The organism is Leptodesmis sp. (genome assembly GCF_052746595.1).
In genome coordinates this window covers 1-5,411 of the sequence record NZ_JBRAGO010000173.1, presented here as the reverse complement: position 1 = coordinate 5,411, position 5,411 = coordinate 1, and the positions used below count along the sequence as shown (strand labels likewise).

7 protein-coding genes are annotated in these 5,411 nt (G+C 51.0%); 5 read left to right on the top strand and 2 right to left on the bottom strand.

The window, feature by feature from the left end; all coding sequences use genetic code 11:
- Nucleotides 1–241: 241 nt before the first annotated feature.
- Both rsfS and yqeK read right to left on the bottom strand, forming a co-directional pair.
- Nucleotides 242–679: a ribosome silencing factor gene (rsfS, locus tag ACUVQO_RS22360; protein WP_445928029.1), complete on the bottom strand. Its 438-nt coding sequence runs from the start codon at nt 677–679 to the stop codon at nt 242–244.
- Between the two features lie 81 nt (nt 680–760).
- The gene (gene yqeK / locus ACUVQO_RS22355) at nt 761–1,486 is read right to left on the bottom strand and encodes a bis(5'-nucleosyl)-tetraphosphatase (symmetrical) YqeK (protein WP_445928028.1); all 726 of its coding nucleotides are present in this window, start codon (nt 1,484–1,486) and stop codon (nt 761–763) included.
- 166 nt (nt 1,487–1,652) lie between these two features.
- Here yqeK and ACUVQO_RS22350 point away from each other — a divergent pair, with 166 nt between their 5' ends.
- The 5 genes from ACUVQO_RS22350 to ACUVQO_RS22330 all read left to right on the top strand — a co-directional run bounded on the left by ACUVQO_RS22350 (nt 1,653) and on the right by ACUVQO_RS22330 (nt 5,367).
- Nucleotides 1,653–3,206, top strand: a complete 1,554-nt coding sequence (locus ACUVQO_RS22350; protein WP_445928027.1) for a dolichyl-phosphate-mannose--protein mannosyltransferase — start codon at nt 1,653–1,655, stop codon at nt 3,204–3,206.
- A 225-nt stretch (nt 3,207–3,431) separates the two neighbouring features.
- Complete coding sequence (locus ACUVQO_RS22345) at nt 3,432–3,896, top strand: hypothetical protein (RefSeq protein WP_445928026.1); 465 nt, start codon at nt 3,432–3,434, stop codon at nt 3,894–3,896.
- Nucleotides 3,841–4,839: an AAA family ATPase gene (locus ACUVQO_RS22340; protein WP_445928025.1), complete on the top strand. Its 999-nt coding sequence runs from the start codon at nt 3,841–3,843 to the stop codon at nt 4,837–4,839. The genes ACUVQO_RS22345 and ACUVQO_RS22340 overlap by 56 nt, the downstream gene beginning before the upstream one ends.
- On the top strand, nt 4,830–4,967 hold the full coding sequence (locus ACUVQO_RS22335) for a hypothetical protein (RefSeq protein ID WP_445928024.1): 138 nt from the start codon (nt 4,830–4,832) through the stop codon (nt 4,965–4,967). The genes ACUVQO_RS22340 and ACUVQO_RS22335 overlap by 10 nt, the downstream gene beginning before the upstream one ends.
- A 76-nt stretch (nt 4,968–5,043) precedes the next feature.
- Nucleotides 5,044–5,367, top strand: a complete 324-nt coding sequence (locus ACUVQO_RS22330; RefSeq protein WP_445928023.1) for a hypothetical protein — start codon at nt 5,044–5,046, stop codon at nt 5,365–5,367.
- Nucleotides 5,368–5,411: the final 44 nt, after the last annotated feature.

The following is a 5,411-nucleotide window of genomic DNA, read 5'->3' as shown; positions in this document are numbered from 1 at the left end:
ATTCGACTGAAGGGGCAGCCCAATCTCCAACCTGAAGTGATTCCATAGCCTCAGCGCAGCCACTCAGTTTTCTCCAACAGGCTGCTAGGATTAAAGCGTTGCGCCCCTATAAAACAAGCGTCTGGAACTGGAACAATATATCGCGTCAACCCTGACATGACTGCCAACAAAATTGCAGTTCAGTTAATACTGACTTTTCAGATGTAAACCCTGATGGGTAGACGCGATCGCTGCTCAAGCATTACCGCTGCAGTAAAGCCTCGTAGTTCACCCGTTCGGCGTGCCCCCAAAAAGCTTCCAGGTCGTAAAAGTCTCGTTCGTTGGGCATCAGGGTATGCACAATCACATCACCATAATCCTGCAACACCCAGGTCGCTTCGGCCATGCCTTCCGTATGCAGGGGTGCTCTCCGCATCTCTTCTTCCAATTTGTCGGCCACGGAATTGGCGATCGCCCGTACCTGTACCTTGGAGTAGCCCGTCACGATGACAAAGTAGTCAGCCAGCAGAGAAACTTCCGTTACTCGCAGCAGGGCAATGTCTCCGGCTTTGCGCTCTTCAGCCGCTCGAATGGCAGCCAGAGCCAGTTGCAAGCTAGAGTCCTGTTCTGGATTGAGCGTGGCAGGAGCATTAGCGGATTGAGTGGTGGCAGAAAGGGTGGGATTAAAAAGGTTTTGCATTCAGTAAAGTCTTCCTTAATTGAGTAAGTGTTGAGAAACGAACGATCAAACGGCAAGGGTTGGGATAGCTAGAAACTAACATCATGGTTTGGGAGGGGTTGGATGGCTCATTTGCATCGCCCAATTACGGGTCAAAACAGCACGGGGATGAATCAGATGGTTGGAGGACAAGAGTGATCGCATCGTAAATTCAGTAGTTAACCAGACCGCCTTATGCAAGTTTTCGTGGGACACCTGACGCAACTTGTTTAACTCCGGAGTATCACCCCGTCCAGGTTCCAACCCATCGGCCAGATACACCACACAACTGAGAGGACTCATCCCAGGACTACCCAGCGTATGATTGCGGATCGCCTCCAGCACCTGTGGATCTTCTATGCCAAATTCCTCTCTGGCAACAATCGCCCCCACATCCGCATGGAGCAGATGAGGATTTGCTTCGTATACCTCATCCAGTTCCATCCCTTCGCTACGAGCCATTTCTAGCAGTCGCTGGGGTTTGAAGAACTTGGCCAAGTCATGCATCAGCCCCGCTTGAGCAGCTTTCTCAATGTCCAAGTGGTGGCGTTTGGCCAATGCGATCGCCATACCTTCCACCCGCAAAATATGCTTCAGGCGCTTATCTGGAACATTTTTTTCCAGCCAGTCTAAAATTTTTTTCCGATGGAACGAGGAAGCCTTACGCTGCTGCTCATCCGTCACTAAAGCATTAGCAGTGGGAATCAAAACCTCAGGCTCAGACCTGGTTTGCAACAGGAGTGCATCACCAGAGGAGGAACAGCCAAGAGTTTCGCAGGAATCACCCATGCAAGCAAAAAACTCCTAACGGAAGGCAGTGTGGTGAGAAACAGTTGACATGTTTACAACATTGAAATTAAACGGGGTAGCAATGGCTGGTTCTTTTATCTTAGCTCAACCTGATTCGGGTGAGGGCAAAGGAGTAAAGTGAAAAACAGTGAGTCAGCAAATCCGTATGCCTCTCCTGAAAAAAATTGCCCAACCGTCGCTTCCCTGGTTTTCACTGGGTATCCTGGCCCTCTTAATCGTTTCTCTCGGCCTCCGCTTTTGGGGACTGGGACGGTTTAACACCCTGGTTTTTGATGAGGTGTACTACGCCAAGTTTGCTTATAACTACCTGAGTAGCACCCCCTTTTTTGATGGCCATCCACCGTTAAGCAAATATCTGATTGCGATCGCGATGGCCTTAGGGAGCCAGGTACCCACTCCCCAAACCGCAATGAACGGTTTAACGGGAGGCTTATTTGCCCCCTGGATGTACCGCTGGCTCAATGCTCTGACAGGTTCATTCATCCCGCTGGTCATTTTAGGGATTGCCTACCAGTTAACCCATCGCCGTCGCTATGCTCTGATTACTGGCTGGTTTGCCGCTTTGGATGGTCTATTTCTGGTGGAATCTCGCTATGCCCTGAACAATGTTTATCTAGTCATCTTCGGACTGCTGGGACTGTGGTTTCTGCTGCTGGCCTTAAATAGCGCCCAATCGCTCCGTCGCAGTGGTTGGTTGGTGCTATCCGGTATCAGTTTTGGAGCCTCTGCCTCGATTAAATGGAACGGCCTCTGGTTTTTGTTAGGAGCCTACAGCCTCTGGATTGTTGCCCAGGGGATTGAATGGTTTCAGGCCAGCCATCCGATGGCAGCCACCTCAACCGTTCAGGAGTCCAGTCCGGCAGAAATTCCGAAAGATGGGCACTCCAGTCCACTACAAAGGCTCCACCGATTACGCTGGTGGCAGGTAGGGCTGTACTGGGGCATCGTTCCCGCCTTGACTTACATTCTGGAGTGGATTCCGCACCTGAAGTTGAATGCGAAACAAGGCTTGTGGCCAGATTTCTGGGCCTTACAGGTAGAAATCCTGCAATATCACGAGCGAGTTGGCAATGGCCCTAAGATCCATCCCTATTGCTCGAACTGGTATAGCTGGCTGTTTATGTGGCGACCTGTGGCCTATTTCTACAAAGTGACTGGAAAGGGCGACCCATTACCCACCGAAGCCACCCTACCGCCTACGACTGCGGAAAAGGTGGTTTATGACGTGCATGCAATGGGCAATCCATTTCTCTGGTGGTTCTCGACGATCGCCATCTTTACCGTCTTAGCCATCCTGGGCTGGCTGGCATTCCAGGCCATCTCAAACCGGATCGTGGCTCATACCAGTCGGACAATCCCCCCAGTTGTCATACCCCCACCTCTCCCCTTCAGTCCCTGCGAACGCTGGCTGATGTTGTTTTTGGCAATCAACTACCTGGCAAATTTGCTGCCCTGGGTGAAAGTCACTCGCTGCACCTTCCTGTACCACTACATGGGCGCTTCCGTCTTTGCGACGATGGCGATCGCCTGGTTAGTCGATCGCTGGCTCAGCAGCCGCCAACCCTATTTACGCCAGATCGGCCTGACGGTAATTGCGATCGTCGCGATCGCCTTTCTTTTCTGGCTCCCGGTTTATCTGGGTCTCCCCCTTTCCCTCGAAGGCTTCAAATTGCGGATGTGGCTGCCGTCTTGGGTGTAGGAGAGAGCACAAGGCGTGCGAGGAGATGGGGGAGGTGCAGGGATGGGCTGCTTGACTGACAGGATAGCTGTTTGTCTCAACAATCCTCCTGATTTTGTTACAGCGTGTTTCCCGATCATCCATCTGTCGTGGGGAACACTGAATTTAAAGCTTTTGCCCGTTTCCAGAAAATTCTGGGTCTGCAATGAAGTTTTTGATCAACCAATGCCCCATCTTAGTTGACCTATGACGATCGCCGATAGTGTTCATAATCTCCAGACCTTGCTCCTGGCGTTTCAATCCGTGATTGTCTTTGAAACCGTGGAAGAAGAACGAGTGCAAAAGCTGTTGCAAACTGCCGTTCAAGATATGCAGTTACCGCTTTACGAGTGGAGTATTACCCGTGGGTTAGTGCGTTCCGCTGGGCCGAATAACCGCTGGGTGGATGAGTGTACCCCTCCGGGCAGCCATCAACCTGCGGCCTTTGAACGCACGGTTGATCCCGTTGATATGCTGGAACATATTGGAAAAATGACACAGCGGGGGGTGTTTTGGCTCAAAGACTTTGCCAGACATTTAACGGATCCGGTGGTTGCACGTCAGTTTCGGGAAATTGCCCAACTCTTCGGTCAAAGTCGATCAGCGCTGGTGTTGAGTGGACATACGATCGCCCTTCCCCCCCGAAGTTGCCCCGGATGCCGTCTACTTTGATTTGAAATTGCCAGGACGAGATGAGCTACAGCAAGTGGTGATGGAAGTGGTGCGATCGCTCTCCCACAAAAATCGGGTGCAGGTACAACTGCAAAGTTCGGATGTCCAAATTCTGGTTCAAACACTACAAGGTATGACATTAAAACAGGCTCGCCAGGTCATTGCTTATGTAGCTTTACAGGATGGCAAACTAACTGCCAGCGATGCTGACCAGATTCTAGAGCGGAAAGCTCAAATTATCCGAGAAGAAAGTTTGCTGGAATATATTCCGGTGAATGGCTCCATTCTAGAACTGGGTGGATTTGCTGGATTAAAGCACTGGCTGGCACGGGCGCGAGTTGGCTTTAGTTCCCAGGCGCAGGAACTCAACCTGAAACCCCCCAAAGGCATTTTGATTGTGGGGATTCAGGGCTGTGGCAAGTCGCTGGCTGCAAAAGCGATCGCCCATGAATGGAAATTGCCTCTGCTGAAACTGGATGCAAGCCGCCTTTACGATAAATATGTCGGCGAATCGGAAAAGAACTTCCGGCAAGCAGTGAAGCTGGCCGAATCAATGGCTCCCACCGTGCTGTGGATTGATGAGATCGAAAAAAGTTTTGGCAGTACGGATTCTGATGCCGATGGCGGCCTGACCCGGCGCTTATTTGGGTTCTTCCTCACCTGGATGCAAGAAAAATCCCAGGATGTGTTTGTGGTCGCAACGGCCAACGATATCTCCAAAATTCCTCCCGAACTGTTGCGAAAAGGACGGTTTGACGAAATCTTCTTTGTCGATCTGCCGGATGTGCAGGAACGGGCAGCGATTCTCCGGATTCACCTGACCCAACGCAAACAGGTGCCCCAATACTTTGACCTGCCCGATTTGATTGCCGCCACCGAAGGTTATAGCGGTGCCGAAATGAACAGGCCATTATCTCTGCCCTCTACAACGCTTTGTATTTAGGAAAACCACTAGATACTGCTCTGTTATTGGAGGCGATTCGCTCTACCGTGCCGCTGTCCATTTCCCGACGAGAGAAATTAGCGGAGTTGCGGACGATCGCGGCGGAACGGTTCGTTAGCGTGAAGTAGCCAGATGAAGAGGTGAAGGAGTAGAGGATTGCAGAGGGATGTCGATACAATAAAGGCACCTCTGAAATCACCCTTTATGCAAGCCAGCGATTTTCCAGAAACCTTTCAGCAGCAAGTTCTTTCCGAGCTAAGGCAAATTAACCAGCGACTTGATCACATTGAAGGAGATTTTGCCAATCTGGAGACTAAGTTCAATGGCCTGGAGACTAAGTTCAATGGTCTGGAGACTAAGTTCAATGGCCTAGACAATAAGCTCAACAATCTGGACTACAAATTCGATACCTACCGGAATGCATCCGATCAGCTAGTGCGACTGGCTACCACAATTATCATCGCAGCGGCTTCGGTCGTAATTCTCTCACCCCTGCTGCAGTCCGTTGCTCCTATCATTAACTATTGAGGGGTTCGGGGAGCTATAAGTCCCGCGCTGTATGCGAAGCATCA

Coding starts and splice junctions, on each gene's coding strand:
- rsfS (WP_445928029.1), bottom strand. CDS start 679: ATGCAAAACCTTTTTAATCCCACCCTTTCTGCCACCACTCAATCCGCT.
- yqeK (WP_445928028.1), bottom strand. CDS start 1,486: ATGGGTGATTCCTGCGAAACTCTTGGCTGTTCCTCCTCTGGTGATGCA.
- ACUVQO_RS22350 (WP_445928027.1), top strand. CDS start 1,653: ATGCCTCTCCTGAAAAAAATTGCCCAACCGTCGCTTCCCTGGTTTTCA.
- ACUVQO_RS22345 (WP_445928026.1), top strand. CDS start 3,432: ATGACGATCGCCGATAGTGTTCATAATCTCCAGACCTTGCTCCTGGCG.
- ACUVQO_RS22330 (WP_445928023.1), top strand. CDS start 5,044: ATGCAAGCCAGCGATTTTCCAGAAACCTTTCAGCAGCAAGTTCTTTCC.